This window comes from Frondihabitans sucicola (assembly GCF_030296615.1).
GTDB classification, from domain to species: Bacteria; Actinomycetota; Actinomycetes; order Actinomycetales; family Microbacteriaceae; genus Frondihabitans; species Frondihabitans sucicola.
Window position 1 is genome coordinate 96,967 of sequence record NZ_AP027733.1, and the last position, 24,193, is coordinate 121,159.

General features: G+C 66.3%; 30 protein-coding genes and 5 tRNA genes. 20 read left to right on the forward strand and 15 right to left on the reverse strand.

Features of this window, described 5'->3' with window-relative positions; genetic code table 11:
- Positions 1-8 precede the first annotated feature (8 nt).
- The 13 genes from QUE79_RS22450 to QUE79_RS22510 all read left to right on the forward strand — a co-directional run bounded on the left by QUE79_RS22450 (position 9) and on the right by QUE79_RS22510 (position 13,802).
- Positions 9-3,983, forward strand: coding sequence for a type IV secretion system protein (locus QUE79_RS22450; RefSeq protein WP_286347287.1), 3,975 nt, complete (start codon positions 9-11; stop codon positions 3,981-3,983).
- Positions 3,983-4,261: a hypothetical protein gene (locus tag QUE79_RS22455; RefSeq protein WP_286347288.1), complete on the forward strand. Its 279-nt coding sequence runs from the start codon at positions 3,983-3,985 to the stop codon at positions 4,259-4,261. The genes QUE79_RS22450 and QUE79_RS22455 overlap by 1 nt, the downstream gene beginning before the upstream one ends.
- The gene (locus QUE79_RS22460) at positions 4,258-4,743 is read left to right on the forward strand and encodes a hypothetical protein (protein ID WP_286347289.1); all 486 of its coding nucleotides are present in this window, start codon (positions 4,258-4,260) and stop codon (positions 4,741-4,743) included. The genes QUE79_RS22455 and QUE79_RS22460 overlap by 4 nt, the downstream gene beginning before the upstream one ends.
- 23 nt (positions 4,744-4,766) lie before the next feature.
- Positions 4,767-5,207, forward strand: a complete 441-nt coding sequence (locus QUE79_RS22465; RefSeq protein WP_286347290.1) for a hypothetical protein — start codon at positions 4,767-4,769, stop codon at positions 5,205-5,207.
- 3 nt (positions 5,208-5,210) lie between these two features.
- Positions 5,211-5,741, forward strand: a complete 531-nt coding sequence (locus tag QUE79_RS22470) for a hypothetical protein (protein WP_286347291.1) — start codon at positions 5,211-5,213, stop codon at positions 5,739-5,741.
- Positions 5,738-7,363: a nuclease-related domain-containing protein gene (locus QUE79_RS22475; protein ID WP_286347292.1), complete on the forward strand. Its 1,626-nt coding sequence runs from the start codon at positions 5,738-5,740 to the stop codon at positions 7,361-7,363. Before QUE79_RS22470 ends, QUE79_RS22475 begins: the two co-directional genes overlap by 4 nt.
- Before the next feature lie 2 nt (positions 7,364-7,365).
- Positions 7,366-8,541 carry a M23 family metallopeptidase gene (locus tag QUE79_RS22480; RefSeq protein ID WP_286347293.1) on the forward strand — a complete coding sequence of 392 codons (1,176 nt, stop codon included), beginning with the start codon at positions 7,366-7,368 and terminating at the stop codon, positions 8,539-8,541.
- Positions 8,541-9,209, forward strand: coding sequence for a hypothetical protein (locus QUE79_RS22485; protein WP_286347294.1), 669 nt, complete (start codon positions 8,541-8,543; stop codon positions 9,207-9,209). Before QUE79_RS22480 ends, QUE79_RS22485 begins: the two co-directional genes overlap by 1 nt.
- A 63-nt stretch (positions 9,210-9,272) precedes the next feature.
- Positions 9,273-10,148 (forward strand): hypothetical protein, encoded by an 876-nt coding sequence (locus tag QUE79_RS22490; RefSeq protein ID WP_286347295.1) that lies wholly within the window; start codon positions 9,273-9,275, stop codon positions 10,146-10,148.
- A gap of 14 nt (positions 10,149-10,162) precedes the next feature.
- Complete coding sequence (locus QUE79_RS22495; RefSeq protein ID WP_286347296.1) at positions 10,163-10,354, forward strand: hypothetical protein; 192 nt, start codon at positions 10,163-10,165, stop codon at positions 10,352-10,354.
- A gap of 89 nt (positions 10,355-10,443) precedes the next feature.
- Positions 10,444-11,589, forward strand: a complete 1,146-nt coding sequence (locus QUE79_RS22500; protein ID WP_286347297.1) for a hypothetical protein — start codon at positions 10,444-10,446, stop codon at positions 11,587-11,589.
- Positions 11,586-12,689 carry a hypothetical protein gene (locus tag QUE79_RS22505; RefSeq protein WP_286347298.1) on the forward strand — a complete coding sequence of 368 codons (1,104 nt, stop codon included), beginning with the start codon at positions 11,586-11,588 and terminating at the stop codon, positions 12,687-12,689. Before QUE79_RS22500 ends, QUE79_RS22505 begins: the two co-directional genes overlap by 4 nt.
- Positions 12,690-12,794: 105 nt before the next feature.
- A complete protein-coding gene (locus tag QUE79_RS22510; RefSeq protein WP_286347299.1) occupies positions 12,795-13,802 on the forward strand; it encodes a hypothetical protein in 1,008 nt (335 codons plus the stop codon).
- Positions 13,803-13,908: 106 nt separating this feature from the next.
- Here the strand turns inward: QUE79_RS22510 and QUE79_RS22515 are convergent, their stop codons facing one another.
- The 4 genes from QUE79_RS22515 to QUE79_RS22530 form a co-directional block, all read right to left on the reverse strand.
- Positions 13,909-14,730 carry a hypothetical protein gene (locus tag QUE79_RS22515; protein ID WP_286347300.1) on the reverse strand — a complete coding sequence of 274 codons (822 nt, stop codon included), beginning with the start codon at positions 14,728-14,730 and terminating at the stop codon, positions 13,909-13,911.
- A gap of 15 nt (positions 14,731-14,745) precedes the next feature.
- Positions 14,746-15,591 carry a hypothetical protein gene (locus QUE79_RS22520; RefSeq protein ID WP_286347301.1) on the reverse strand — a complete coding sequence of 282 codons (846 nt, stop codon included), beginning with the start codon at positions 15,589-15,591 and terminating at the stop codon, positions 14,746-14,748.
- 66 nt (positions 15,592-15,657) lie between these two features.
- Positions 15,658-15,870, reverse strand: a complete 213-nt coding sequence (locus QUE79_RS22525; protein ID WP_286347302.1) for a hypothetical protein — start codon at positions 15,868-15,870, stop codon at positions 15,658-15,660.
- Between the two features lie 41 nt (positions 15,871-15,911).
- Positions 15,912-16,364 carry a hypothetical protein gene (locus QUE79_RS22530; protein ID WP_286347303.1) on the reverse strand — a complete coding sequence of 151 codons (453 nt, stop codon included), beginning with the start codon at positions 16,362-16,364 and terminating at the stop codon, positions 15,912-15,914.
- 276 nt (positions 16,365-16,640) lie between these two features.
- On the opposite strand from QUE79_RS22530, the gene QUE79_RS22535 reads away from it, so the two are divergent.
- The 7 genes from QUE79_RS22535 (at position 16,641) to QUE79_RS22565 (ending at position 20,429) form a co-directional block, all read left to right on the forward strand.
- The gene (locus QUE79_RS22535) at positions 16,641-17,054 is read left to right on the forward strand and encodes a hypothetical protein (protein ID WP_286347304.1); all 414 of its coding nucleotides are present in this window, start codon (positions 16,641-16,643) and stop codon (positions 17,052-17,054) included.
- Positions 17,051-17,497 (forward strand): hypothetical protein, encoded by a 447-nt coding sequence (locus QUE79_RS22540; RefSeq protein ID WP_286347305.1) that lies wholly within the window; start codon positions 17,051-17,053, stop codon positions 17,495-17,497. Before QUE79_RS22535 ends, QUE79_RS22540 begins: the two co-directional genes overlap by 4 nt.
- Positions 17,497-18,399: a hypothetical protein gene (locus QUE79_RS22545; protein WP_286347306.1), complete on the forward strand. Its 903-nt coding sequence runs from the start codon at positions 17,497-17,499 to the stop codon at positions 18,397-18,399. The genes QUE79_RS22540 and QUE79_RS22545 overlap by 1 nt, the downstream gene beginning before the upstream one ends.
- A gap of 280 nt (positions 18,400-18,679) precedes the next feature.
- Positions 18,680-18,925, forward strand: coding sequence for a hypothetical protein (locus QUE79_RS22550; protein ID WP_286347307.1), 246 nt, complete (start codon positions 18,680-18,682; stop codon positions 18,923-18,925).
- A gap of 65 nt (positions 18,926-18,990) precedes the next feature.
- Entirely contained in the window at positions 18,991-19,323 is a 333-nt protein-coding gene (locus QUE79_RS22555) for a hypothetical protein (RefSeq protein ID WP_286347308.1), read from the forward strand.
- The gene (locus tag QUE79_RS22560; protein WP_286347309.1) at positions 19,320-19,649 is read left to right on the forward strand and encodes a hypothetical protein; all 330 of its coding nucleotides are present in this window, start codon (positions 19,320-19,322) and stop codon (positions 19,647-19,649) included. The genes QUE79_RS22555 and QUE79_RS22560 overlap by 4 nt, the downstream gene beginning before the upstream one ends.
- 84 nt (positions 19,650-19,733) lie before the next feature.
- The gene (locus QUE79_RS22565) at positions 19,734-20,429 is read left to right on the forward strand and encodes a phosphoadenosine phosphosulfate reductase family protein (protein ID WP_286347310.1); all 696 of its coding nucleotides are present in this window, start codon (positions 19,734-19,736) and stop codon (positions 20,427-20,429) included.
- Between the two features lie 10 nt (positions 20,430-20,439).
- On the opposite strand, the gene QUE79_RS22570 is transcribed toward QUE79_RS22565, so the two are convergent.
- From QUE79_RS22570 to QUE79_RS22620, 11 genes are all read right to left on the reverse strand, one after another.
- On the reverse strand, positions 20,440-20,943 hold the full coding sequence (locus QUE79_RS22570) for an HNH endonuclease (RefSeq protein WP_286347311.1): 504 nt from the start codon (positions 20,941-20,943) through the stop codon (positions 20,440-20,442).
- A 70-nt stretch (positions 20,944-21,013) separates the two neighbouring features.
- Entirely contained in the window at positions 21,014-21,649 is a 636-nt protein-coding gene (locus QUE79_RS22575; RefSeq protein ID WP_286347312.1) for a hypothetical protein, read from the reverse strand.
- Between the two features lie 125 nt (positions 21,650-21,774).
- Positions 21,775-21,850, reverse strand: a tRNA-Ala gene (locus tag QUE79_RS22580).
- Between the two features lie 83 nt (positions 21,851-21,933).
- Positions 21,934-22,006: transfer RNA gene (locus QUE79_RS22585), tRNA-Met, on the reverse strand.
- Positions 22,007-22,028: 22 nt separating this feature from the next.
- The gene (gene dut / locus QUE79_RS22590) at positions 22,029-22,463 is read right to left on the reverse strand and encodes a dUTP diphosphatase (protein WP_286347313.1); all 435 of its coding nucleotides are present in this window, start codon (positions 22,461-22,463) and stop codon (positions 22,029-22,031) included.
- Positions 22,464-22,516: 53 nt separating this feature from the next.
- Positions 22,517-22,591: transfer RNA gene (locus QUE79_RS22595), tRNA-Thr, on the reverse strand.
- Between the two features lies 1 nt (position 22,592).
- A tRNA-Gln gene (locus QUE79_RS22600) sits at positions 22,593-22,668 on the reverse strand.
- Between the two features lie 21 nt (positions 22,669-22,689).
- Positions 22,690-22,766 (reverse strand) — tRNA-Gln (locus QUE79_RS22605).
- A 43-nt stretch (positions 22,767-22,809) separates the two neighbouring features.
- Positions 22,810-23,154 (reverse strand): DUF4190 domain-containing protein, encoded by a 345-nt coding sequence (locus tag QUE79_RS22610; protein WP_286347314.1) that lies wholly within the window; start codon positions 23,152-23,154, stop codon positions 22,810-22,812.
- Positions 23,155-23,237: 83 nt separating this feature from the next.
- Positions 23,238-23,696, reverse strand: coding sequence for a hypothetical protein (locus QUE79_RS22615; protein ID WP_286347315.1), 459 nt, complete (start codon positions 23,694-23,696; stop codon positions 23,238-23,240).
- Positions 23,621-24,187 (reverse strand): hypothetical protein, encoded by a 567-nt coding sequence (locus QUE79_RS22620; RefSeq protein ID WP_286347316.1) that lies wholly within the window; start codon positions 24,185-24,187, stop codon positions 23,621-23,623. Before QUE79_RS22620 ends, QUE79_RS22615 begins: the two co-directional genes overlap by 76 nt.
- Between the last annotated feature and the right edge of the window lie 6 nt (positions 24,188-24,193).

Consider the following 24,193-nt stretch of genomic DNA (forward strand, 5'->3'; position numbering starts at 1 on the left):
GAGCAACCATGACGATCCTGGCCCTGAACCGGCGCATGACGCCGAAGCCGATCATGCCGACCCCGGCGCTCGTCGACACCGCCCGCAAGGCGTTCGACGCCAAGCAGGCCGAGAGGCGCGACGTCCGAGCGAAGAGCCCCGTGCGCCGCCTGGTCCGGCGCCTCATGATGGCGCTCTCCGGGCTGTTCCTGATCGTCGCCTTCGTCGGCGGCGCGGGCGTCGGGTCCGCCCAGGCATTCCAGATGCCCTGGGACACCGGCGCCAACATTGCCGCGGGCGTGCTGAACTTCTGCAACCCGGAAGCAGTCCCGGACCCCTCCGGCATCCAGGGCTTCGACAGCGTGTGGCTCGGGCTCAACAAGCAGGACTCCTCGAAGGTTGCCAACGCGGTGAAGGCCTCGGACCCTGACACTGGGTCGGGCAAGAGCGGCCTCGCGCGGCTCCAGACCATGTTCAAGGACTCCAGCAACAAGAGCCAGCTCACCAACATCCTGAACACCGGGTACTCCGACTACGGCATGTCGACCCTGCGCTGGACCAACTACGGCGCCTCGTGCATGTCGGAGGGCAGCCTGCTCACGGGGGTCTCGAACCTCCTCCTCACCGCGCTCGTTGTCTTCCCCAGCTCCTTCGCCATGGCGGTCGTCAGCTTCGCCATGAACAACATCCTGTACACGGTCTTCTCCGCGATGGTCTCGCCCGTCATTGGTCTCTTCGCGGGCATCTTCAAGCCGTGGCTCGTCGTCATCGCCGTCATGATCGGCCTGCCGTTCGCGTGGATCAAGTCCCGCGGGTCGCTCGGCAAGCTGCTTTCGGCGACCGCCTGGGTGGCATTCATCCTCTCGATCTTCTTCTACGTTCAGAACAACTCCGCGGGCGTCTTCAACTTCGCCAACAACGCCGTCACCAACCTGACTTCGTTCGCATCATGCATGATGCTCAATTCGAGCAACGGAACGAGCGCGACCGGGACCGACTTCAGCTCGATCGGCACGGCGTCGGGCGGCGGCTGCAACACGGACATCGTGAGCCAAGTGCTTCATGGCACGCAGGCAAGCGGTGCCACCTTCACGGAAGCCACCGGCGTATCCCAGGCCATCTGGTACTCCCTTCCCTACACCGTTTGGTCCATGGGCGAGGTCGGGCCGGACCAGGCCGCGCAGGACCGCCTCATCGAATCGAACAACGGACCGGAAGGAACGACCATCTCGTGGTCGGCCGCCATCCTGAATGGCCAGTACGCGGGCCCCGGCGACGCGCGCATCGTGCAAGCCGTCAACCTCTGGAACAACGGCAACTACAACCCCAGCAAGGCTCCCGATGCTGGATCGAAAATCTCCTACTGGACGAACTCGCAGAACGCAAACGACTGGAAGGACGCTGCTTCCCCCGCTCTGGCGGCACCGTCTCACGAGGTTCCGTTCCTGTCGGTCGTTCGGGCGCTCTGCAATGACACGTACACCGGCACTACGGGTGGCGACTACTCGTTGGGTGATTCAGACCCCACGCACAGCGACGCGAACAAGTGGGGATACGGCAGTAGCTGCGACACCGCTACCGCGAAAACGTCGCACGTCTGGACCACTGTCCAGGGCAACGCCTTCGAGCAGCGCATCAGCGCCGCCGTCGCCGGTGGCCTCGTTGCCCTCATCATCCTGGCCGTGCTCGGCTTCGTGTCGATGTACCTGATCTTCCAGAAGCTCTCGTTCTACTTCCTCATGATGTTCGCTCCGCTCTTCCTTGCAATCGGCGCCTTCCCGGACGAGAAGCGTTCGGCGTTCGCGAAGAAGTACGGCGAGGTCTTGCTGGCGAACGTCATCAAGCAGGTCGTCGCTGTGATCATGGTGATCTTCATCGCGAAGTCCCTCAGCACGGTCCTCAGCAACGCATCCATCCCGTGGCTGCTGAAGCCGCTCTCCGTCCTGGCGTTCTACTTCGCTCTGCTCTTCTTCGCCATCCCGCTGACTCGCATCCTCAAGGCGGCAGCCAAGGGCGACACGAAGGTCATCGACAAGGTCGCCAACGCCCCGAAGACCGCGCTCAAGGTCGCCGCTGTCGCCGGTGCCGTCGCCGCTACCGCGGGTATCGCCGCGCCGGTGCTCGCCGGTTCCGGCGCCCTGGCTGGCGTCGGGGGCCTCGGCGGTCTCGCCAAGGGCGGTCTCACTGCCCTCAAGGCTCCCGGAGCGGCACAGCGCCTCCTGGGTACCGCTACTCGTGGCCTCTCGCGTCGGGGCGGCGTCCTCGGGGCATCGGCTCGCGCTATGAGCATGGGTACCCAGCTCGTCGGCGGCGCCTTTGCGAGTGCCAGTGCTGAGGTGAACAACAACGGCATCGGCGTCAAGGCCATGGATGCCGCCGATCTCGCGCGCCGGAAGCTCCTCACCTCACGGGGCGCTAGTGACGAAGAGCTGGCCGCAGCGGGTCTCTATGGGCGCAACGCTGATGGCAGCCTCACCGAGGGTGGCAAGCAGCAGGCTCTCGCCGACTGGATGCGCTACAAGGGCTCGAACACGTACGACGAGAACAAGGCCGTCACGGAAGAAAAGCGGAAGTTCTTCAAGGACTACCGCCAGCGCGTGGGCAAGTACCACGAGGGCGACCCCGACCACCCCTCCAATGCGGAGCAGGCATCCGAGGAGTGGAAGGCTGAGCGCGAGGAGGAGCGCCGGAAGGACCGCGAGGCGGACGAGAAGCGCAAGGCCGAGCGCGGCGAAGACCGCGATAAGGACCGCGAGGCCGCGGGCGGCCCGTCGTTTGGCGGTGGCGGAGACCGTTCTAACCGCCCGTCGTCCGATGCGCCCTTCTCTGACAACAACACCGAGACGGCTGAGCGCGCCGCCGCACGAGCTGTTGGCGATGTCTCGAACCGCCCTGGCTTCGCGTCGACCGACAACGACTGGACGTTCCGCACGGCCAGCGAAGTCGAGCGTCAGTTCGGTGGCCGCTCGCAGGCCGCCGACGCGATCATCGAGGACTCCGGTGCCCGAATCGTGGAGACCTACGGCGCCAACGCCGCTCGGATCGACGTCACGCACCCGGCGGGTGCCGCTGTCGCTCAGCAGATTTGGGCGAACGCGAGCGGCGACGAGGAGATCATGGTGGTCGCCGCGTCCGAACTGGCGGACCACGTCCGCGCGTACGGAACCCCCGCGGTGGTCGTGTCCCCGTCGTCGGTTCTGCCCGTTGCGGACTTCGACAGGGAAGGCCTGGGCAACCTGGTCGCCGCCCTGCCGTCGGTCCGCGAGTCGGACAGCATGGACGAGCGCTTCCGCACCGCACTGGCGTTCTCGCAGGTCGCATCCACGGTCCCGTCCGACCACCCGATGTTCGGGGTCGTCGACAAGGCCCGCGACGCAGTCCTGAACCCGTTTGCGAGCCCCGCGGACGTCAACCACATCTCGGGCATCGTCGGCTCCGGCATCAATGACTACCAGGCCATGATCGCCGACATTGCGCGTCAGGCTGCGGCAGAAGCGGCCGCTTCGACCGCCGCCTCCATGGCGACCGCCGCGGCATCTGTCGCGGGGTCTGCGGCGGCAGTCAGCGCCGCCGCCGCCGGAGCCGCCGCGGCGGACACCGCGTCGGCCGCCTGGGCACGCGATGCCGAGCGCACCCGGCCGAGCTGGGCCGACGAGCAGCCCTCCGAACGCCACCGCGGTGACTTTGAACTCCCGGCACCGCGAACGGTCGCACCCTCACCCGCTCCTGCGCCCGCTCCCAGCCCGTCGGGCACGGGCGGCCTGTGGGGCGTCGGGGCAAACAAGTCCGGCGCTGACACCGAGAAGATCGTTGACGCCGTCAAGGAGGCCATGCGCGACCAGAAGCAGGAGTCGGTCGAGGCCGTGGCGGACTCCGCCTCGCGCGCCATCGCCGACGCCGGTCCCGATGTCGACGAGGCGGGCGACTTCCGCCCCGGCAAGCGCCGACGTGCACGCCGTGCCGAGCGCAATTCGATCTTCAACCCGGATGGAGGGAACGACTGATGGCAAAAGTAGTCCAGCGGGGGCTGTTCTCCACGCACCGCGGCAAGATCGTCAAGCGCGCGGCTATCGCCGCAGTCGTGGTGATCGTCGGCCTGACCCTCGCGTCCAACGCTTCCAAGGGGTCCTCGGCGTCGAGTTCGGCGTCGAGCCCCTGGCAGCCGCGGCGGCCACCGCAACGACACCAGACGACTCGACGCCAGTTGTCGCCGCCTACGTCGCCGATCCGTTCGCCGCTCAGGACCGAAGCTTCTACGAGATCGGTAGCGGCTCGACCGTGAGCAACACCGACTCGTCGTCGAACTCGACGCCAGACTCCGCCTCGTCTACGCCGGGCGGCCAGCCGACGGCGGTTCCGACCGTCCCGAACGAGGCGAACGCGATCCGACAGGCCGCCCAGCGGTTCGCCCCCCAGTGGGCCACCTACAGCAGCGGGGAGAGTGCCGCCGACTTCGCGAAGCACCTTCCCGTCCTCGCGCCCGGCGCGGAGGCTTCCATCACCAAGGCCGCACAGGACTCTTGGTCGAGCCGATTCACCAAGAACAGCGCGTTCATCGGCACCCTCTCTGGCGCCGTCCCGATCGTTGACAGCTACGACCCGACCAAGGGGACCGCTCGCGTCTCGGTGTCGGTCGACCAGGAGGCCGTCGGCAGCGAGGATGCTCAGAAGATTTCGCCCGTGACCTACCACGTCGACCTCGTGCGCTACACGGATAGCACCGGGGTGCCGCAGTGGGGCGTCACTGGCGCAACCAGTGCTTAGCCGCAACATGCTATACTGAGCCAGTGACATTCCTCGATCGACCTGCGCTCAAGCACTTCGCCGCACGTTCGCGACGCGTCTCCGACTTCATCGGACGCCGCATCTTCCCTCAGGGTGTTCGCACGGCCGCCATCGCGCTCCTCTGGCTTGGCTTCTCGCCCATCTGGATCGCCGCCGTCTCGGGCACCTCGAACGAGAGCGGTGCCCTCATGGCATGCGTCGGCCTGGCGCTATTCGCCTCCATCAGCACGCACGTGTGGGGCACGCGCACGCCGCCGTGGCGGACGGTCTTCTGGACCTTCATGATCAGCATCTTGGTCGGCGCGTTCGCGTACCTCGGAGGGCTGAACCGGTTCGCCCTAGACCTCGCAATCCTCATCGCGGTCATCTTCGTCGTTCTGCGGCTCAACGAAAACGGCCGTCGCCTCGTGCGCCTGGTTCGGGCTTACCGGATCACGAGGTAGCCCATGCTCGTCGAAGAGGTCTCGACCTTCGCCCGGCGCAACCGGACGCCCATGATCTTCTGGAGCATCGTCATCCTCGCTCCCGCACTTCTCATCGGACTCGGCTTTGCCGTCTGGCTCGCCTTCGGGGGCAAGCAGTCTCTAGTGGCCGACAGCGCCGCCGATATCCCCGCCAAGGTGACCGATCGCACGTGGAGCTTCTACCAGGCGTTCGAATGCATCCAGGCGCACTGCGCGGACGAGAAGTCGGCCAAGGCCTTCATCGAGAGCGGCTCGGCGGCCACCGTCAATGTCACCGGCGCCGTGACCGAGTCGACCTACACGATCGCGGCTCTCGATGACCAGCAGTGGACCGAGCTGGCCAACGCGATCACGGCCGATGGCTCGATTCGCCTGGACGACGTCGTCTCCTCCGTGCAGGACGGCGGCTCCAACTCTGGCGTCTTCACCGTGGGCTCCATCTCGGAGGCGTTCACGTTCTCGACGGGTAAGACCTCAACCCTCACGGGCATCGAGATCGGAGGCTCGCGATGAAGCGCTCATCCCTGCCGCGCCGCGCTACCAGCCGGATGGTTCGCGCCGGAGCGTCGGTCTACGACTGGCGCGACCAAGAGCTGCTTGCTCATGTCGACCCGGACGGCAAGCTCACGCGAACGAGTCACGCGATCGACACGGCCAGCACGCTCGCGGCGGCCGCAGTCGTCATCGGCGCCTCCTTTCTCGCCAGCGGCTGGCTCGCGGCGCTCGGACCCGCCGTCATCCTCGTCGCATCTCTCATTTCCTCGCGCAAGCTGCCGTGGTGGCCGATCGCCATCCTCGCCACCACGATCGGAACCGCTCCCGCAGACCTCTCGCCCCTCTGGGGTGGGGGCGCTCTCCTGATTCTCAGCACCGTGACCGGCAAAGAGCCCCTCTCGCGCCTCGCGGCAGCCGGATGGACCCTGCTCGCGATCGTGGACCCACTGATCGCCGACGTGGTCGCATCGGTCGCGGCCATCATCGGAATCGGTCTCGCCGTCTACCAGGGCGGCTCGCCCATCGGCCCGTTGAGCGCCCGGCAGCTCGCCACCAAGGTTCCTTCACCGCGACCCCAACTCCCCTGGCTTGTGAGCATCGTCAAGAAGTCGGCAATCGCCAAGGCGCCTGCCGAAATCCAGCGCAAGGCTGCGGGTGGCTACGGAGAGCGCGCGACCGCGCTTTCGCTCCTCGGCCTTCCCGCCTTCCGCCGGACCGCGATTCTTCACGACGCCGCACTCCCCGGCGCCGACGTCGCCAACGCTGACCATGTCGTCCTCACTCGTGCGGGCGTCTTCCTGCTCGACTCGAAGGTGTTCCGAGGCCAGATCGTCGTCGACGACGGCGACGTGTTCCAGGTATCCGGCGGTGAGCGACGGAGCATCCTCCGCGCCATCAAGGCGGTCGCTTGGCAGGCAGGGCTCCTGGCAGAAGCCATCGGACTTCCGGCCCGCCCCGTGCTCGTCATTCACGAGGCGATCATGCCCACCTGCTTCCAAGTGGCCCTTCCGGACGGACGACTCGTCGACGTGGTGTCCGGCGCCGACGTGCTGGCGTTCATCCGTGCCCAACCAGGAACTCTCACCGGCTCAGACCTCTCGTCGGCCGAGATTGCTCTCGCGACCCTCGACTCTTATGACGGATCGGCCTCCCGTCTCGTGCGCCCCCTGGGACTTCGAGGCGCCAAGCCAGAACGCGACTGGGCGTCTCGCGTCCGCGTCGTCGCCGTTGGGGAAGGCGCGGCCGTCGTCTCGCAGCGCGCTATGGAGACCGTCTCAGCGCTTCCGCAGGTCATCACTCACGTTCCGGCCAAGCCGAAGGCGACGACCGAGCCGTACATCCAGGAGGTCTGGGATCGCATGAAGGCAGCCAGCCCTCTCCGAGCCGACGACATGGACCCGTCGCTGGCGGCGATTCAGCCCGGCACGCACGTCGTCGTCGTGAGCATGGCCGACGGCGAACTGAATGAACACGCGGCTGTCGCCATAACCTCGGCCTGCGCACCCTCTCAGCCCAACGGCACACCGACCGTCTGGATCGCCCACGAGGTCGCCTGGAAGCTCCACCTCGCCGATGGCCGCCCCGTCTCGACGGCGGAGGTCTCCGCCGACCGCGTCTTCATCGCTACCGAGGGGAACTAGCCATGTCGGACCAGGGCCAAGGACAGCCACCCGTCAAACTCATCGTCGGACTCGGCGCGGGTGCTGTCGCCGCGATCGTGGCTGGGTCGATCGCCATCTTGCTGATCGTCACCATGGCTGTCGTCGGCGGTGCTGCCGGGGGATTCAGCATCATGGGCGCCCTCGCCACGCAAAGTGACACCACCGGCGGCACGTCCTCGTGCGCCGCACCCGGGACGGCGGGGAGTGACACCGCTGGAGCCGCGGGCCTCTCCGCAGAGCAGACGGCCAACGCCACGACCATCATCGGCGTCGCCAAGGCCGCCTTCACCGGCGAATCCTTCCAGCGTCAAGCAGCCATCATCGGCATCATCGTGGCCGACCAGGAGTCGAGCCTCATCAACCTGAACCACGGCGACAACGCGATCAACCCCGATGGGTCCGTCGCGAACTCGCTCGGCCTCTTCCAGCAGCAGAACAGTTGGGGCACCGCGGCACAACGACAAGACCCTGCCTACGCGTCCGGCAAGTTCTTCCAGCGTCTGGCGAGCGTGGCGAACTGGATGACGATGGACCCGGGCCTCGCGGGCCAGGCCGTACAAATTTCCTTCGATAAGTCGGGCAAGACCTACGCCAATCACCTGCCCGTCGCCAACGAACTCGTCAAGAACCTGTTCGACTCCACGGCGGCGATCCCCGTCCCCGCGGCAGTCGGCCCCATCGCGGGAACACCCTCGACCGGGCCGGGTTCGACAGTCACTGTCGGGTGCAGTCAGGGCAGCGGCGATTTGGTCAACCCGCTGGGCGTGGGCAACTACACGATCGCGGCTGGCTTCGGCCCTCGCGCGGCCCCGTGCGCCGGATGCACCACATTCCATGAGGGCATCGACATGGCGGGCCCCTGCGGAACCCCTGTCTACGCCGCCACCGCGGGCGACGTGAAGATCGCCGGTGTCGCGGGTGACTACGGCAACGCCATCTTCATCACCGGAGACCAGTACACGGTCGTCTACGGCCACCTCAACGCTGGCAACCCGTTCGCGGTATCGGTCAATGACGTGGTCAAAGCCGGGCAACTCATCGGATATCGGGGCAACACGGGGCACTCGACCGGCTGCCATCTCCACTTCGAAATGCGCGTCGGCTCCACCCCGGTCGACCCGCAGGCCATCTTCCAAGCAGCAGGAGTCGCGTTCTGATGTCGACCAAACCCTCATTCTTCTCGACCCTGCCCAAATGGGTGCAGTACGGCGCAACGGGTCTCGCGATGGCTGCGGTCGTCGTTGGTCTCGTGTTCGTCTTCGTGAGCCCCGGCTCCCACAAGACGGCGTCGCCCACGCAGACCGACGGGCCCGCCATCGTGACCTCCCCCAAGCCCGCTCCGACGCAGTCGCAGGAGGAATACCTCAAGTCGGTCGGCGGCGCCTCTGAGGGTGAAGGCAAGGATGGCGGCGACGCGCTCGTCGACACGTCCAAGGAAAGTACGTTCGCCGTCAAGGCCGTACAGCAGTGGTTGACCTGGAACTCGACCGAGACGGCGGCCTCCCGCTCCGCCCGCCTGGTGCCGTTCTTCACCACAGACTCGGGACTTTTGACCAAGAAGCCCGTCACGTCGAACCCGGTAGCCCTCGGCCACAAGGGCGCCGTCACGAAGACCCAGATCGGCTCCAGCGGCTACGCATCGACCGTCTCCGCAGACACGACCAGCATCACGCTCGACGTCACATTCCGATACATCAGCACTGCCGTCTACGGCGGATACACGTTCCGATACAGCGGGTCGGCCGTCTTCCGGGTGGATGTGCCCAAGGGCGCTCCCGCGGGGACGAAATTGGACCAAATCCAGGAGCCCAGCATCAGCTTCTGAGGGCGTCGCCACTCAAATATAGATCGCAACCTGCTATTGTAAGGGCAAATCGAAAGGGGACTCATGGCCCGCCAATCACGGCCTCCGATGGAGCCCAGCGCAGCAATGCTTCCCGGTCAGGCGGGCACACGCGCCGACTATGTCGACGACGACACGTTCGCCGCCCGAGCACAGCAGCGTGAAGACCGCCGCATCGCCGACGAGGTCTACGCCGAGGAGCTGCCGCAGCGCTCCGCCGACGCCGCCCGCACGACTCCTCGCACGATCGAGGATGCTGCGAATCCGCGCATGTCGCGCGAGCTGCCTGGCGCCGACGAGCTGCGTAAGCGCCCGACCAGTCGCCGCAAAAAGGACCTCGCAAAGAACAAGGGCGAGTGGCTCCGCGCCCTCCCCAAGACCCGCTTCGGAGCGATCCGTGTCGCCACCGAGAACCACCAGAAGCTGGAGCAGGTCAACGAGTACCTCGCGGCCGTCGCGGGCGACTCTCAGAGCGATTCTCTGCCCGCGCCGGTGAAGCGGCAGATTCGCCAGCTCGACCTGGCTATCCAGGACCAGGAGCGGACGAATCAGCGCGAGCACATCGTCTACGCGCCCGCGTTCTCGCCCTTCGAGGCGGGCTCGTCGCGCGAGGCCTACCTGCGCCGCATCCAGGACACCATCGACAACAACGGCACCATGGACTTCGACCGCTACATCGTCGGCGACCACTCCATGTCGAACCTGGAGTCCGAGTACAAGGCAGAGATCGCATTCGAGATCAAGACGCGCTCCGGCGCGTATCTCGGATCGTCCGACACGAAGCCGGACGCCCTCCACATGCTCCCCCGTGGACGCGTGCTCCAGCCGGTCGCGATCCTTCGCGACGTGCCCTACGTCCGCGAGGATGGAAGCACCGGCTACTGGAACCGCGTCGTCCAGTTCGAAGACGTCACCAACTAACCGAAGGAGCCCTCATGGCACCCGTCAGCGCAACCCTCAACGCACAGCAGTTCGCCGATCGCTTCCCCAACGCCGACAAGGACTGGGCGGACATCAACGAGCAGATCGACGCCTCCGACGACGACGCCTCGCGCGAGTACACGGTCGACCCGGCCATCCTCGGCGTCGGCGCCCGCCCGTCGCGAGTCGACGGCGAGACGCTCTAGCGCCACAGCGTCACCAGAAGGCCCCCGCGAGACTCGCGGGGGCCTTCTCTTGTGTGCAACCTGCTACACTAAGACAGGAGAGGAATTGCATGAAGTTCACTGCTGCCCGCGACGGCCTGAAGGCCCGAGTCGATTGGATCGCTAAGGCGTCCACTGCGCGTGGGGGCGACGTCGTCCTCGTCAAGCTGACGACCGAGGGTGACCGGCTGTTCCTCGAAGGCTCCGATGGCACCTTCTGGCGGAAGACAGAGATGCCGCTGACGGGCGACGAGAACGTCGATGGAACCATCTTCACCCCCATCGGCCAGCTCTCCCGAGTGCTCACCCCGGGCTCGGCTCCCCTTGCAACCCTGAGTGCTGATGACGACTCCCGTGAGGTGACCATCAACGTCGGCCGCAGCGAATTCCGGCTCGGCCTCGCGATCGAGCCTCAGGGATGGGAGCAGATGCCGGAATTCACCCCCATCGCGACCGCCAAGAAGGACCAGGTCCTCTGGGCCCTCCGCACCGCAGCATCCGGCGCCGCCGCGAACTCTGACAAGGGCAAGGCCGCGTTCCTCGGAGTTGAGTTCGTCATCGAGGCCGAGCGCATCATCTTCTCCTCCACGAACGGGTATCGCATGATCCGCACCTGCGTGCAGGCCCAGGGCATCGCGCCTACCGAGATCATCAGTCTCCCCGCGCCGCTCGTGGATGCGATTCTTGCGATCGAAGGCAACGACGTGACGTTCGTTCTGACGGAACAGAACCTCTTCGGCGTTGCCGACTCCAAGACCAGCGCCGTGTCGCTCCGGATGGACGTTCAGCATCCCCCGATCAGGAAGCTGCTCGACCAAGGACTGAAGATCGTCGAGGGTACGACACTCGACAGCTCGGAGTTCGTCGAAGCGCTCCAGATCGTCGACGCAACTGGTCTTCCGCACGTCAAGATCGCCACGGATGACGGGGAGATGGTCATCACCAGCCAGGCCCCCACCCACGATTCCCGGAGCGACGCTCGGTCCGAGACGACGATCCCCATGATCGGCGACCCGGGGCTCGGCCTCGTCATGGCGACAAGCCTGGTCAAGCCACTCTTCTCGGCGCTCCGCACAGACAGCTTGGTCATCAAGCGCGCGCCGTCGGAAGGGACCAAGACCAATCCCGTGTTCGTCTACGAGGACAGCCCCCGAGATGACGGGACCAGCTACGAGGCGTGCTTCATGCCCATCGCCGACGTCAGGCGTGCCGCGTGAACGCCGCCGCCAAGGCCGCCGCCACCATCGCACTCGCCGCCGCTCTCGCGTTCTCCGCCGCGGGCTGCTCGACCACAACCGCGAGCCCCGCACCAAGTGCGGCCGCAGTGCACCTCAACGGGCTCCCCGCAACCTTCACGGGAGCCACCAGCACCGTCGACGGCGTGACGCGATACGCCTCGGGGGCCAACGGTTGGGTCGCTTCGACAATCAAGAGTGGCAAGGCGAGGATCGCCTACTTCGACACATCCGGCCACGCCCTCTGGTCCGGGCCTCTCTCGGCGACACCCTCCGCGCTCTACATCGTCTCGGAAGGCGGCCATGACTGGATCATCGCCCGCGTCGGCGCGGCGCTCTCGATCTTCGATTCGCAGAGCCAGGGGCAGAACGCGAAGCCGTTGCACCGACTGAATGTCGGAAGCGCGTCCATCGCCGCCACGTCCACGCGACTCCTCCTCACCTCATCGCAGCCCCGCCTGCTCAACGCTGCCGAGGGCTCGACGACCGTCGTGACACTCCCCTCCGGAGCCTCGGCCCTCGCCGCCACATCCGACGGCGTCTTGATGGCCCATGGCAAGACCCTCGTCGGGCTCGGGTCCGACTCTGGCGGCTGGAAGGCGTCCGACGTCCGGCCCTCGGAGGCCGACTCGACCGCGGCGCCTCTGGTGCTGGGTGTCTCGAACGGTCTCGTCGTCGTGTCCTGGGGCAACCTGGTGGCGCTGCATCGCATCGCGGACGGCACGGTCATCGGAGAGGGCCAGGCACCTGTGGCGAAGGGCGCCGCTCCGATCGTCTCTGCCGACTCGACCGTCGTCATCCTCGGCGACACCGTACTCACCGTCGGATCGATGTCGGCCTCGCACCTTCCCCAGGGATTCGAAGTGTCATCGGCGTTCGAGGGCGTTCTCTACGGCGAGACTGACGCCGGAGCCGCGACACTGGACTCGATCTCGATGGAGCCGGTGGCCAAGAAGGCGCCCCGCGGAGTGCCCTCCGCCTTCACGCTGTGGCGGACCGGACTCTTCACCTCGCCCGCCAGTGAAAACGGGACTTTTTCTGTCACGATTGCCCCTCTTCGGGCCTTGGATGGGGCGCGCTAACTTTCTAGCATCGAAGTACTGAGGTGTCCTAGACCTACTGGTCATGAGGAGGGGTCCGGTCAACCGGGCCCCTCCGCTTCACCTCCTAGCCGAAAGGGGTACGACGTGACCGACGTCCTGACCGACCGCGACATCCGCCAGAACATGGCCGCACCGGCCGACTCGCTCGACCTCGCTGACATCGACATCGAAGAGGCCAAAGAGCGCGCCGAGAACCGCCTCGCGCAGCTCACCAGGAGCTTCGCCCTGCTCCTTCAGATCGTCGCGCAGATGTACGAGGATCAGGACTGGCGCTACCTCACTCGCCCTGACGGAACGGCCTATGGCTCGCTCGCCCAGGTCCTCGCCGAAGAGCTGAAGAAGTCGCCCGCGATGGCTCGTCGCTACGTGCAAGGCGCCCGCGAGCTGTACTTGCCGCTCTCGAAGATCACGGTCGACGGCGTCGACATCGACATCGACTCCCACGACGTCCAAGACCTCGGAATCGAGGGGTCCCGCGAGGTCGTCTCACGCGTCACCGATCGCATCGACGGCGTCGATGACCCCGACGACCAGGCCGCGATCATCCGCGACACCGTGTCGGAGGTCCGCGCCGCCCGAGAGGGGCGCCTCGTCGATCCGATCTTCGGAGACGAGGACGATGAGACCCCAGGTGACCTCTACACCGGCAACGACGGCATCCCCCGATACTGCGGCAAGGATGTCCACGGTGACCCGTGCTTCCTCAGCCCTGGCCACAAGGGCGAGTGCGACGCGGACCCGGACGGCGCACCGCTGCCGCCGGAGCCCATGAGCTTCACCGGCGACATCATCCTCCCCGACAGCGAGCAGGCTCCGGCAGGGCTCGTGGACGAGACTGTCGACCCGGTGGAGGCGTTGATCGCCTCGGGCGCCGACTACACGGACGAGACCGCTCGCGCGGGCCTGCCCGCTGATCTCGTCCCGATCGTCGAAGCCCTCGTCACGCTCTCGCGCATGGATGCTGGAGAGTTTGCACGGGCAGTGAGCTTCGACAACCGCGGCATCGCCGCTCTCCTGCCCAAGGCGACAGGGAACCTCATCCGTTCGCGGTCGCTGATCGAGACCCAGCCGTGGGTCCTCAGCCGCATGTAGGCGGCGCCTTCTGTTACAACACATGGGACCACTGACGAATGTCAGTGGTCCCATGTACTGTAGAACTATGAAGAAAACGACCGAGAGGACGGGCCTGTGGGCCTGGCTAGACCGTCGCCGGGACGTCAAGCTCCAGCGCCGGGAAGCCGGGCGTCAGCCTGTCGTGCGAGAGGGCGTCTGCCATGAGCACGCTGACCTCGCGGACAGCCAGGTCGCCCGCCGTCACGCTCAGCACGTCCAACGTGTTGAGCGCGAGGTTGCGACCGCTCCGGCGACCAGCAGCATCGGCCTCGGCGGTCGAGCGGGCGAGCGTGACGCGGTGCTCCTCCCGCTCGCTGGCCAGCGCGGACGCGTGTCGATCGTTCAGTTCGCTCTCAACGCGAGCGACTTCGGCCACGGCGGCCTGGTTGGCTGCCTCGACGGCCGCCACGGCATCCGCCACGCGCTGCTCAGCGTCCGTCCGAATCTGGTCGACCCGACCGCTCGCCTCGATCGTGACGCGCGCGACCTCGTCGCGAGCTTCCGCCTCGACCTGCTCGACGCGGCCGCGAGCGGCCGTCTCGACCTCTTCGATGCGCGCGTCGGCTTCGCCCTCCGCGGCCTCGATCTCCCGACGCGCGGTCTCCCGAGCTGCATCGACCTGACGGACAGCGGCGCTCTCGGCCGCCTCGATGTCTCGGTCGGCTTGCTCGCGCGCAGCGCGGATGGCCGTCTCGGCCTCCGTCCGCGCCGTCTCGGCCTCCTGAGACGTCCCGGACCTGAGGAGTGCGAGTTCGGTCTCCGTGGCCGCGAAGTGCTCCGACACGGCAACCCGCGCCTCCTGCACCGCCTCATCGACGCCTCGAAGACGAAGCAGCATCTGCTTCATGATCGGGGGTTCGTCAGTGATCTCGGATTCGAGGAACGACGGTTCAGGGGCGAGGGTCATGCGACGATCCTTCGGTTAGCGGTTCTTGACGAGAGCGACAGCGCGAGCGCCGAGACCGAGGCGACGAGCGATCGAGAGACCGGCCAGCAGGACGCCAACACCGGCAGTGATGGGCCACAGCGGGGCAGGGCTCGACGTGGACTTCGCTGCGGTCAGCTTGACGGCCTTGGCCTTCGAGGCGGCGGCCTTCGAGTCCTTGACGCTGGGCGCGTTGAACGCCTTGTCCTGAGCGGCGACCTTCTTGGCCATCGCCTTCGCCTTGGCGGCGGCAGCAGCCTTCTTCGCGGCGGCAGCCTTCGCGGCAGCAGCCTTCTTCGCGGCGGGCGTGACGGCCTTCGGGGCAACCTTTGCCGCGCTCTTCGCCGTGCTCGACTGCGTCTGCACGTTCGTGTGCGCCGTCGCCGACGAGCCCGCCGATGAGGACGAGGCCGACGAGGACCCGCCCGAGTACGAGGAGCTACCGCCGGACGACGAGCTGCCAGACGAGCTGCTGGCGCCACCACTCGACGACCCACTCGACGACCCACCCGACGGAGCCGCCGGTGCCGGTGCGGGCTTCGGTGCAGGTGCGGGTGCGGGTGCGGGCTTGGCAGGCGCAGGCTTGGCAGGCGCCGGAGCGGGCGCCGGTGCGGGAGCGGGCACGTGGCCAGTGGAGGGCGCGGGAGCGGTACCGGTGCCGCCGCTGGACGCGGCGCCGCCGCCTCCAGCGCTGGAGCAGCTCGTGTAGCCGCTGTCGTCCGTGATGGGCGTTGAGCCGCCCGGGCACGTGACGGCGGACGCCGGACCCGCGAGCATGATGCCGCCGATGACGAGGGCGCCCGTGGTTGCCGCGAGCGAAGCGAAGCGTGTGATCTTGTTCATGGTGTTGTTCTCCCCTTGGTGGTGCGAAAGGAGTCCGGATGGACTCCTGCTTCTTCTCGTCCTCTCTCAGTTGAACTTGAAGAAGCGTCCCAGTCGGCTTTCCTTCTGGGTTTTGCCGACCCGCAGACGCTCTGTCCGCAGGCTGTTCATCGTGATACCCGAGATGAGGGCGACGATGAGCGAGACGGCGGTGATGGCGTGAAGCGGGACGACGATGATCTCGTGCACGACACCCCATGAAGTCGGGATGAAGTAGGCGAGGACCGCCGATACCAACATGGCAGCGATACTCGCCGCCAGGTACACCCAAATGGGGGCACTTAAGCGGGCGAAGATGCCGGGAAGTTGGATGCGGCGGCGGGCGTAGTACTCAACGAGTTCTTCGGTGTCGGGCCGGGCTGCGGCCGCTTCATCGATGATTCGTTCTGCATCACGCAGGGCGGCTTCCCGGTGTTCCGGGAGTACTTGCCGCCATCCGTGAGGAAGTCGTAGGTGTCGACCAGGCGCTCCGTGGCGTCTTCGGGACTCAAGATCGAGCCGAACGTGTCGCGAAGGACGGCGGACGCCAGGTCCGGGTCGAGCGCGGCAGCGCGGAGCTGATCCATGAATCCTTCGAACTCAAGCCCCGTCCCGCCCGACTTCTGGAAGCGATCGCGGAGTTCATCCGTGCGGTCGTTTCCACCGTTCTTCGGGCTCGGGAAGTACTTCACGAGGACCCTCGAAAGGACATTGAAATTGGGCGATGCCGTGGTGCCTGAAGGCTGATCGCTCATGCCCCTCCAATCTAAGCTCGAAGCGTGAGTGATGGTCGTAGTGTTAGTATAGCAGTCTACCAAGCTAGCGGCAACATGCCCCTGGGCAAGACCGTGGCTTGGGAGGACGGACACACGTGCGGCAACTGCGGTGAAGCCACCGAAACAGCCCTCGCCCGGACGATCCTGTCGGCCTACTACGGCTCCTGGGAAGCGATCGCGGTGGACGCTGAAGGCGGCAAACGCTGGCTATGCCTGCCGTGTGGATGGACCCTTCGAGACAAGGACCTACGCCGCATGCCCATCACCATCACTCGCGACGGGACGCTTTCGCGTCCCAGCTTCGCCGAGCTGCGAACGCTCCTGAGCGAGCGCATTCCCGCCGACTTGGCCGTGACCCTGCCCATCGAGGGGCGCAAAGCCGTCATGGCCGACGCGAGGTGGGGCGCGGTCGCCACCGACTCCGGCAGCCTCCCCTGGACCGCCGCCCACCGTCGAGCCCTTGCGAGCGTCGTAGAGCTGACGAGCTACGGATTCACCGAGGGCCTCCTCTCCTATGACGCTCCCCCGTTCGGCGTGCTCAGCAAGGTGTCCGTTCGAGACCATGCGCGGGTCCGAGAACTGTGGAACAGCCTCGGCCGCTGGCGCCCCGACGTCGCAGCCTGGCCGACACTCGTGCGCCTCGCCCGCCGCGACAAGGACTCCGAGTGACCAACGAGTGGGGATGGCAACTCCCCGCCACCGACGCTCTCTTCCAGGACTCCCCTTACGAGCCGCTGGAGAACCCTGGCGAGAACATCGCCGAGCGCCTCATCATGATCGCCCACCTCAGCTTCAACACGGACGTGTGGAGCACCCGCATCGATCGATACTGGGAAGGGCTCGTGGAGCGCATCGAGGGCGCCTGCAACACGAACTCCGTCACTGAGTTCTGGCAGCGTCTCACGGACGAGATGGCCCTAGTGCCCTTGAGCGCCGGGGAACTCCTTCACGAGAAGAACCTGCTGTGTCGACCGTCGATCCTCAGCTACCCAGTTAGCGACTTCGAGGTCCTCAACCCCCTGCGTTCCTACCCGCGCGACATCGTCGATCGGACCCGCATGTGGAACCAGTACCGCAAGGCCGCCAAGGTCTCCAAGCTGAAGGCGGCGTGATGCAGACGCTCGTCTACAGCGGAACCCTGACCGCCATGTCGTCGATCGCCCATGGCGGTAAGGACTCCGGCACCACCCACGGCTTCCGCCGCGAGACCATCGTCGGCGCAGACGGCCAGCACCTCGCGGGCATGCCGATCGTGTCCGGCAGCGTCATCCGCGGCAGCCTTCGCCGCGTCGGGGCTCGGCTCATGCAGCAGGCGCTCACCACGGGGCTCGACTCCCACCGCCTGCCGTTCTCGCAGGTGCACGCCCTCCGCACGGGTGGCTCGCTCACGGAGACTCGCACCACGGGCGAAGTCCTGAATGTCGAGCGAGTCGCCACGCTGCGTGACCACAACCCTTTCCTGGCCATCTTCGGCGCCGCGGGTGGCGGCAAGATCATGTCCGGGAAGGTCATGGTCGACAAGGCCATCCCGATCGCCCAGGAGACGGCCCACCTCGGCGACGTTCCAGAGGGCTTCGAACTGCCGTCGATCTTCACGCTCATCCAGCGTGAGCCGTATTCGCGCGTCGCAGACGTCATGAACGGTTCCGCTGCCGAGTGGGTGGCGCCGAGCGACGAGCGCCACATCCTCCCGCAGGGCTCAGGGCAGATGTACTACGCCCAGGAGACACTCGTCGCCGGAGCCCACATGTGGCACTCCCTCGTCTTGGAGGATGCCACCCCCGTCGAGGCCTCCTTCTTCCGCCACGTCGTCCGCGCCTGGTCGCAGGGGCGAGGCAAGCGGGGCCCGCAGATCGGCGGCCAGGTCGCCCGTGGCCATGGCCTCGTCAAGACCAAGTACGAGCTGTCCGTGCTCGACACATGGGGCGACGAAACCGACCTGGTCGAAGAGGACTGGAGAGAGCACATCTACGCGAACATCGAGGATGCACGCGAGGTGATGACGTGGCTCTGATCGATCACCCGATCCGAAACACTCGGGCCACCACCCGATGCGCCTGGCCAGATGAGACCGACATCCAGGGCGCCGAGAACGCGAACGTCGCCCGCGATGCATTCGTCGAGGTTGCGGTCAGCGCCGGTGGCGCCAGCACGTTCCTGCATCGGAAGGGCGCCACGGTCCATGAGGCCGAGAGGAGGCGTTCGACGCCTATCTGCGCTTCGCGGCCTGCCCTCAGCACGACTTCGAGCCCCGTACGTGGAGGAACGGGTCCGGGGTCTGCAAGCACTGCTCCATGTGGGCCTCGGGCGTCCTGCCGATCCTCAACCTCTGCGTCGTCTGCCAAGAGCCAACGAACTGGTCCTCTTTCGGCGGCGACTACTGGTGCGAGGCTCACTCCGACCAGCGGCCGCGCTACGACTGGGAGCTGGAACCGGGCGAGGAGCCGCCCACCTTCACGGCCGCGGAGTTCGAGCAAGCCCTGCATGACGTCCTCACGGGCGTTGCCGCACGCGCCAAAAGCGACGGGGCAGGCGAGTGACCCTGGAGATGCCACCCGGCCACCGGCTTCTCCGAGTGACGGCACACCTTCGATCCGGAGTGTCGATGGATCGACCGTATGGGCTAGAGCTGTCGGGCATTCTCATCACCCAGGCGCGTCGCATCCGCAAGGCAGAGATCGCCGAAATGGGCGGCGCGGAGCAGTTCAGCGACGCAGACGCCGAAGACCCCGAGGACTACCCGCTCCCCCTGGCACGCTGCATCGGCACGGACGACTGGTACTGGGCCGCATCGTGCGCCATCCCCGACGTCGACCCCGATGAGGCCCCAGAGAGCCGCACCTTTTTCCAGGTCGTCGACTCGCGCCACGCAAGGACTTCGCTCTCCGGCCCATTCCGGAGATTCACTCTCGGAAAGGGTCGTATCGCGACGTCATGATGCCGAGCCATGTGCTTCTCGCCTCCACCCTCACCTGGTACGTCGTCGGCGACGCAGACCGCATCGGGGCCATGCTTCGCAGCGTGCGAGCGATCGGCCGCCGTCGGACAACAGGCGAGGGTGCCGTCCGGCATTGGAGCGTCGAGCCGATGGACGGCGATCCGTGGCGTGTTCTACATCTGGGCACCGGCGACGAGCTGATCAGGCCATGCCCCGTCGATGTCGCTGACGACCTCGGTGTCGACTATCGTCTCGGCTTCTATGCGATCCGACCGCCGTCGTGGAATCCGAACCGGCTCGTCGAGATGGCGATGGCCGATGTCTGAGACGCCGAAGATCAAGGCCCCCTCGGCTCGAAAGCCAACCGCTTCGCTCCCCGAATAGCGCAACGAGAGAAGGCCGCGCTCGACATGCTGGAGGCGTTCTTCACCGACAACCCGTCTACCTGGGTAGCGTTCTCCGGCGGCAAGGACTCCACGGCCGCCTTGGACCTCGCCCGACGCGTCAACCCCTGGGTCAAGGTCGCATTCTTCGACTCCGGCCTGGAATTTCCCCAGACGACGAAGTACGTCAACGACCTGGTCGACAGCTTCGGCCTGGAACTTTCGGTCTACAAGGCGATGCCTGACGCCCTGACCATTCTTCGAGAATCTGGCTACTGGGAACACGGCGCGCTCAAGGTGCCCACCGACCTGCACCATGCCCTCATCACGCGTCCATTGACGCGGGCGATCGAGCTGTTGGGGCCGTTCAGCATCTACGGCCTCAGGGCGGCGGAGTCGAAGGAGCGCTACGCACTCCTGGCCAGCCGTCAGGGAGTCGTCCAGCATCGAACGAAAGGCGTGGTCGACCGCACGACCCTTGCGCCCATCTGGCAGTGGGAGCATGACGAGGTCCACGCCTACCTTGGCCGCCGCGGCGTCCCGATGAACCCGCTCTACGAGCAGCAGAGGAAGCTCGGCATCCCCGAGCGGCGCGCACGCGTCGGGCTCCTGGTGGACGGGAACGAGCTGACTCATGGCCGTTGGGCCTACGCGCGTCAGCTCGCCCCCGACCTCGCGCGGACCGTCGAGACCCACTTGCCTGTCCTCGCGCAGTACCGCTAGCCGCTTGGGGCTACGCGGCGACCAGAAGGCCCTTGTGTGCCTTCTCGAACGCCTCGACGACAACGCGCATGGACTCGCGCCCGACGGGTACACGAGGCGTCACGAGGAGGCGCATCCCGGCCTCCTTGGGGGTCAGCGCCGCCTTCCGTCCATTGCACGCCCGGCACGCGGCCACCGTGTTGATGAACGATCTCGGGTCGCCCCCGCGGGACGTGGGGACGATGTGATCCACCGTGTTGCCGAACCCTCCGCAGTATCCGCACGTGTATCGGTCGCGGATCAGGAGCGCCTTGCGGCTCCATGCCTGGGGCTCATTCATGTGCGGGAGGTAGACGTAGCGGACCAGGCGCACGACGCGCGGGAGGGGCGTCTCGAATCCGGCAGCGTGAAGGGTGGCGCCGTCGACCTCTTCCACCAGGGTCGCCTTGTTCCTGAGGAGGTAGGTGACGGCGCGGGGTATCGGTACGACGCCGACGGGCTCGTCGGCGGGGTTCAGCACGAGCACGGGGCTCATGGTGGCGCTCCATTCTTCATCTCGTAGACGCGGGCTCATTGGTCCCCCTCAGTGGATGAAGAAGTGCTTGCTACTGGGTGATGTCCAGCAGGGTTCGTTCGATGTCGTAGGCGCCGACAGCGTCGCGGATCACGTGCAGCTCGATGACGAGGCCCGCGCGGAGAGTGAGGTGGCCGTCGCGGACGGAAATGCCGGGGGCGTAGAAGTACGGCAGGTCGATCGGTTGATCATGCACCAGGAGCTGGTTCCCACGCCGGATGACCTCGTGCTCGTCGCCGCGCATGTCGACGAAGATGCCGTCGGCGCCATCCGGCACGGGCGACGCTTGAAGGCTCCGGAGGGCGGCGAGGTTGAGGGCTGCGGCGTCGAGCGCGTCGGCCGTGGCTCGGAGTCTCTGGAGGTCGCCCGCCTCCTCCTGGAGGGCGGGGTTCGCTTCGAGGGCTTCGATGCGACGCCGGAGCGAAGTGCGCCGCTCGGCGTCCGTCATCATCAGGAAGTGCGACAGGCCCCACTCGTGGCGCGCATCTTCAACGGCAGCTTCGCGATCTGCGACTCGCAGTTCGAGAGTCGCGATCATCGAGTCATTGCCGCTGCGCCTGGCGCCCTGGAGCTGCGTTCGAATGTCGCCGAGGAGGGCTGTGGCCTTGCCGAGGTCGGCTCGGGCGGCGTTGTAGCGGCGCATGAAATTCTCGTCAGGGTCGACCATCGCCGCTAAGGCTATCGGCCTGGGCCAAGCCAGGTCGACGGCATCCAGAGCGCGATTCTGACCGTCACGAAGCGCCTGATGGCGTCTCGTCGTCGGCGTCATGTGCTCTCCGGATTGGTGACCGATGGTGGAAATACGGGGACTTGAACCCCGAACCCCCTGTCTGCAAGGCAGGTGCGCTACCAATTGCGCCATATTCCCATGAGGGGGAGTCAGTATTGCGGCCAACTCCCCCAACTACACGCGCCCAACGCTTGTGTTTCTTCAGTATAGCAGGTTGCGATTACCTGGAATGAGACTCGAACTCATGACCTTCCCGTTATGAGCGGGATGCGCTACCAACTGCGCCATCCAGGAGAGGGGCCGAAGCCCGGTGATGCTAGTGCGTGCCGGTCGAACCGAAGCCGCCGACACCGCGGGTCGACTCGTCCAGCTCGTCGACTTCGACGAAGTCCGCCGTGGCGAACTCCTGAAGCACGAGCTGGGCGATCCGCTCTCCGGCAGCCAAGGTCACCTCCTGGTCACTGAGGTTGACGAGGATCACGCCGACATCGCCGCGATAGCCCGCATCGATCGTCCCCGGCGCGTTGAGAACCGTGATGCCCTTCTTCAGCGCGAGACCGCTCCGCGGATGCACGAGGCCCACGTAGCCGAGGGGGATGGCGACATGCACGTTCGTCTTGACCAGGGCGCGCTGGAGCGGCCTGAGGGCGATCTCCTCGACCGACCGGAGGTCTGCGCCAGCGTCGCCCTCCGTGGCGTAGGTCGGGATGGCGGCCGCTTCGCTGCTGCGCTTGATGGGGATCGAGACCATTGACTCTCCTGCTTTCCTGGAACGGAATTCTAGGGTAGCAGGTTGTGATTTATTGGAGCCCGAGGTGGGTGCCGACCCCACTGCCTGACCATTACGAGTGGTCCGCTCTGCCGTTGAGCTACACGGGCGTGGCTACCCCTCCTGGACTCGATCCAGGACCATCCGATTCCAAGGATCGGCGTGCTTCCGATTACACCAAGGGGCATCACGGGCATCGAGTGATGCTTGGCTCCCCGGGCTGGACTCGAACCAACAACCTCCGCGTCCAGAGCGCGGCGCAACTACCAGTTGTGCTACCGGGGAAGAGGTCGCTCGACCAACGAGGCGCCGCGGCGCCGAGTGCGGGTCAGCCCGTCATGCCCGTTGTCTGCGCCGAGGCGAAGGCGGCAAGCAGGAGCGCGCCGACTATGAAAATGGGGATGGGCAAGAAGCCGCAGACGATGCCGACGATCGATTCGACTCGTCGGAGTCCCGTCACACGCGACGTCCCGAGGGCGATGAAGCCGAAGACGATCGCCAGGATGGCTGGCGGCCAGCAAAGAATGAGCCCCAAAAAGGGGATCAGTGCGAGAAGGGTGCCGACGATCCCCAGCACGAGAGACGCGATGGCCATTCGGTTCGTCGCTGGCCGAGGGGCGTAGCGAACGTACATCTGCTGGTCTCGGTTGCGGAGATCATCCCAGTCGCTCATGCCGCCAGCGTATGGAAGTGACACGACGCCCCGCAGGCTCCGAACGTTCCGATTTCACGAGGCGAATCGCGACCTAGGAACTCTCAGGCCATCACGACGGCATCGGCCGACGTCTCACGGAGGCGGACGAGGTCATTGTGTGCCGAGATGGCTTGGCGATGGGTGGCCGTCAGGCTTGCCTCACCGCAGGAGCATCTCCAGCGCAGGCCCAGCTCGTGCGGCGAAGGCGTCGCGATAGCAGTCAGCACGTGCCCCGCCTCGCAGCGAATCGCAGCCATGGCCGAGTCGCTCTGGTAAGCAGTCGCCGCATCGACCCAAGCGAGGGCCTTCTCGGTTGCCTGCTTCAGGCGTGCGGCGAGATGCTCGTCCTCCTCGCGCTGCTTGATGGCGGCCACTGCGTCGCGACGGCACTGCTCGCAGGTCTTGGCGTGGCCATCCGATCCGGCCTTGTTGACCCGGAACTTGTTCACGGGCTTGATCTGGCCGCAGGTTGCGCACTGCTTTTCCCTGACGTCGTCCGGCAGGAACTGCTCGCGGAGCACGTGTGCACACGCCGGGCAAGCCTCCCCTTCGGCATCTCAACGTCGGGGTCGAAGGCGATGTAGTCGTGGAAGCCGTTGACGTTCGGGATTGTCTCGATGCCTTCGGGGAGGTCGGCGGGAATGAGGCCCCGCCAGCCGCCGCCGCCCATGGAGTCCTGGGCGCGAAGGCCACAGAGAGAACGGCCCCAGAAGATGATGCGGTTCTCTTGCGTCGGCGCGGGAAGACGAAGTGCGTGGAACCGTCGTCCGCCGTTGCTCTGAGGCCGAGCGGCGATGAATCGTGGGAAGCCCTTCGACTCCTCGATCCAGCGTGATGCAGTCGAGTACGACTCGCCCGCCTTGGCCATGCGTGCGCGGACATCCTGCTTGAGTGCGCGATCGGTGGTCATCATGTTCACTTCCTGGCGCTGTCCCGCGTCCATCGCCAAGTGCTCGTGATGGGGGTCTGCGTCTACGATTCGGAGAACCTTGTCCTCGATGTCGGCAACCACGCGGGG

What these genes read in the sequence shown, in the direction of transcription:
- QUE79_RS22495 (WP_286347296.1), top strand. Translation starts at nt 10,163, where the DNA reads ATGGCACCCGTCAGCGCAACCCTCAACGCACAGCAGTTCGCCGATCGC.
- QUE79_RS22470 (WP_286347291.1), top strand. Translation starts at nt 5,211, where the DNA reads ATGCTCGTCGAAGAGGTCTCGACCTTCGCCCGGCGCAACCGGACGCCC.
- QUE79_RS22575 (WP_286347312.1), bottom strand. Translation starts at nt 21,649, where the DNA reads ATGGTCGACCCTGACGAGAATTTCATGCGCCGCTACAACGCCGCCCGA.
- QUE79_RS22450 (WP_286347287.1), top strand. Translation starts at nt 9, where the DNA reads ATGACGATCCTGGCCCTGAACCGGCGCATGACGCCGAAGCCGATCATG.
- QUE79_RS22485 (WP_286347294.1), top strand. Translation starts at nt 8,541, where the DNA reads ATGTCGACCAAACCCTCATTCTTCTCGACCCTGCCCAAATGGGTGCAG.
- QUE79_RS22545 (WP_286347306.1), top strand. Translation starts at nt 17,497, where the DNA reads ATGCAGACGCTCGTCTACAGCGGAACCCTGACCGCCATGTCGTCGATC.
- QUE79_RS22535 (WP_286347304.1), top strand. Translation starts at nt 16,641, where the DNA reads ATGCCCATCACCATCACTCGCGACGGGACGCTTTCGCGTCCCAGCTTC.
- QUE79_RS22570 (WP_286347311.1), bottom strand. Translation starts at nt 20,943, where the DNA reads ATGAGCCCCGTGCTCGTGCTGAACCCCGCCGACGAGCCCGTCGGCGTC.
- QUE79_RS22555 (WP_286347308.1), top strand. Translation starts at nt 18,991, where the DNA reads ATGGATCGACCGTATGGGCTAGAGCTGTCGGGCATTCTCATCACCCAG.
- QUE79_RS22565 (WP_286347310.1), top strand. Translation starts at nt 19,734, where the DNA reads ATGCTGGAGGCGTTCTTCACCGACAACCCGTCTACCTGGGTAGCGTTC.
- QUE79_RS22550 (WP_286347307.1), top strand. Translation starts at nt 18,680, where the DNA reads ATGTGGGCCTCGGGCGTCCTGCCGATCCTCAACCTCTGCGTCGTCTGC.
- QUE79_RS22500 (WP_286347297.1), top strand. Translation starts at nt 10,444, where the DNA reads ATGAAGTTCACTGCTGCCCGCGACGGCCTGAAGGCCCGAGTCGATTGG.
- dut (WP_286347313.1), bottom strand. Translation starts at nt 22,463, where the DNA reads ATGGTCTCGATCCCCATCAAGCGCAGCAGCGAAGCGGCCGCCATCCCG.
- QUE79_RS22455 (WP_286347288.1), top strand. Translation starts at nt 3,983, where the DNA reads ATGGCAAAAGTAGTCCAGCGGGGGCTGTTCTCCACGCACCGCGGCAAG.
- QUE79_RS22475 (WP_286347292.1), top strand. Translation starts at nt 5,738, where the DNA reads ATGAAGCGCTCATCCCTGCCGCGCCGCGCTACCAGCCGGATGGTTCGC.
- QUE79_RS22490 (WP_286347295.1), top strand. Translation starts at nt 9,273, where the DNA reads ATGGCCCGCCAATCACGGCCTCCGATGGAGCCCAGCGCAGCAATGCTT.
- QUE79_RS22480 (WP_286347293.1), top strand. Translation starts at nt 7,366, where the DNA reads ATGTCGGACCAGGGCCAAGGACAGCCACCCGTCAAACTCATCGTCGGA.
- QUE79_RS22520 (WP_286347301.1), bottom strand. Translation starts at nt 15,591, where the DNA reads ATGAACAAGATCACACGCTTCGCTTCGCTCGCGGCAACCACGGGCGCC.
- QUE79_RS22525 (WP_286347302.1), bottom strand. Translation starts at nt 15,870, where the DNA reads ATGTTGGTATCGGCGGTCCTCGCCTACTTCATCCCGACTTCATGGGGT.
- QUE79_RS22610 (WP_286347314.1), bottom strand. Translation starts at nt 23,154, where the DNA reads ATGAGCGACTGGGATGATCTCCGCAACCGAGACCAGCAGATGTACGTT.
- QUE79_RS22515 (WP_286347300.1), bottom strand. Translation starts at nt 14,730, where the DNA reads ATGACCCTCGCCCCTGAACCGTCGTTCCTCGAATCCGAGATCACTGAC.
- QUE79_RS22530 (WP_286347303.1), bottom strand. Translation starts at nt 16,364, where the DNA reads ATGAGCGATCAGCCTTCAGGCACCACGGCATCGCCCAATTTCAATGTC.
- QUE79_RS22560 (WP_286347309.1), top strand. Translation starts at nt 19,320, where the DNA reads ATGATGCCGAGCCATGTGCTTCTCGCCTCCACCCTCACCTGGTACGTC.